This is a genomic window from Syntrophomonas sp. UBA5494 (genome assembly GCF_002426325.1).
Genome location: NZ_DIPG01000115.1, coordinates 1 through 1,857, shown reverse-complemented (window position 1 = coordinate 1,857; position 1,857 = coordinate 1). Strand labels below are relative to the sequence as shown.

At 48.0% G+C, this 1,857-nt stretch carries 3 protein-coding genes; all 3 read left to right on the top strand.

Annotated elements, in window-relative coordinates; genetic code table 11:
• Positions 1-744: methionine ABC transporter ATP-binding protein (locus tag B3W37_RS12730; protein WP_483176046.1), on the top strand; the 744-nt coding region annotated here is incomplete at its 5' end.
• Positions 745-747: 3 nt separating this feature from the next.
• Entirely contained in the window at positions 748-1,461 is a 714-nt protein-coding gene (locus B3W37_RS12725) for a methionine ABC transporter permease (protein ID WP_483176065.1), read from the top strand.
• Between the two features lie 7 nt (positions 1,462-1,468).
• Positions 1,469-1,857: MetQ/NlpA family ABC transporter substrate-binding protein (locus B3W37_RS12720; RefSeq protein ID WP_483176045.1), on the top strand; the 389-nt coding region annotated here is incomplete at its 3' end.

Below are 1,857 nucleotides of genomic sequence, written 5' to 3'. Positions count from 1 at the left end.
CTCTCTTCCCGGACTGTTTTCGACAATATCATGTTCCCTCTGGAGATTGCCCAGGTTCCCGCCAAAGCAGCCCGGGACAGAGTCAACCAGCTTTTGGAGATGGTGGGTCTTGTCGATAAGGCTAAGGTTTATCCGGATCAGCTTAGCGGCGGTCAGAAACAGCGGGTCGGCATAGCCCGGGCCTTAGCCAATGACCCCAAAATTCTATTGTCCGATGAGGCTACCTCGGCACTGGACCCGCAAACCACCCGTTCCATATTGAAGCTCTTGAAGGATATAAACCAACAGCTTAACCTCACCATCCTGTTGATCACCCATGATATGAACGTAATCAAGCAGATCTGCGACCGGGTAGCGGTGATCAATAATTCCAGGATCGAGGAAGTGGGCGACGTGCTGTCCATTTTCTCCAATCCCGGCACCCCGACCTCGCAAAGCTTTATCAAGGCCATCATTAATAAAGATGACCCTGAAGAATATAAACATGATCTCTTGAAAGAACACGGCAGCAAGTTTTCCAAACTGATCAGGGTTTCTTTTATCGGGGCTTCCGCCGGTGATCCCATTATTTCAGCCATGATTAAGAGGTTTGATGTGGATGCCAACATATTGCACGGCAATATCGACCGGGTCAAGGATGTTCCCTTTGGGCACCTGACCCTGGAATTGATAGGATCCCGGGAAGGGGTACATCAATCCATGCAGTTCCTGCAAAATAACGGTCTGGATATAGAGGTGTTATAAATGATGATGTCTGCATTCGGTTTAACTGCTAATACGGTGTTAAACACCTTTTGGGCTGAAAACTCCTGGATCGCGGAAAAACTGCTGACAGCCACCTGGGAAACAATGTATATGGTGTTGATATCCACCGCTCTCAGCTATCTGCTGGGTTTGCCCCTGGGAGTGATTCTGGTTACCACTGAGGCGGGCCATGTTCTGGAGAATAAATGGGTCAATTATATTCTGGGCGTTATTGTTAATGCTACTCGTTCTATACCCTTCATCATTTTCTTAATCCTGGTAATCCCCTTTACCCGCCTGGTGGTGGGAACCCCTATAGGTACGGTCGCCTCCATGGTGCCGCTGACCCTGGCCGCAATACCTTTTGTAGCACGCATGGTGGAAACCTCCTTGAAGGAGATTCATTGGGGATTGATTGAGGCGGCTGTGTCAATGGGAGCCAATGCCTGGCAGGTCATCAGCAAGGTGTTGATCCCTGAAGCCATGCCCTCTATTATTCTAGGAGTCGCCATAACTACCATCAACCTGGTAGGTTATTCGGCAATGGCTGGCATAGTGGGAGGAGGTGGATTGGGAACGCTGGCTTATTACTACGGCTATCAGCGTTATGAGGATTTAATAATGTGGGCTACCGTCATTGTACTTATTCTATTTGTTCAGTGTATTCAAATCGCGGGTGACGGAATGGCAGCCCGGATCATTAACAAGAGGAGGTAATAACTACATGAAGAGAGGCTTAATACTTATTGCATGCCTTTTATTGCTGCTCACCAGTGTGGTAGGATGCAGCAATCAACAGCCTGCAGCAGAGGGTGACAAAAACGCGCAGCCAGCCGCAACCAAGCTGGTGGTCGGGGCTACTGCAAAACCCCATGCCGAGATTCTGGAAGTGGTCAAGCCCCTGTTGGCCAAGGAAAATGTTGACCTGGAAATCAAGGTGTTTACAGATTATGTATTATTGAATCCATCCTTGAAAGACGGACAAATTGACGCCAACTTTTTTCAGCACATTCCTTATCTGGATGATTACAATGCCAAGAATAATGCTGATTTAGTGTGGACAGTCAAGGTGCACAATGAGCCCATGGGAGTCTATTCCAAGAAAATAAAGAA

Excerpts from the sequence above, each read along its gene's own strand:
- B3W37_RS12725 (WP_483176065.1), top strand. The coding sequence starts at position 748 with ATGATGTCTGCATTCGGTTTAACTGCTAATACGGTGTTAAACACCTTT.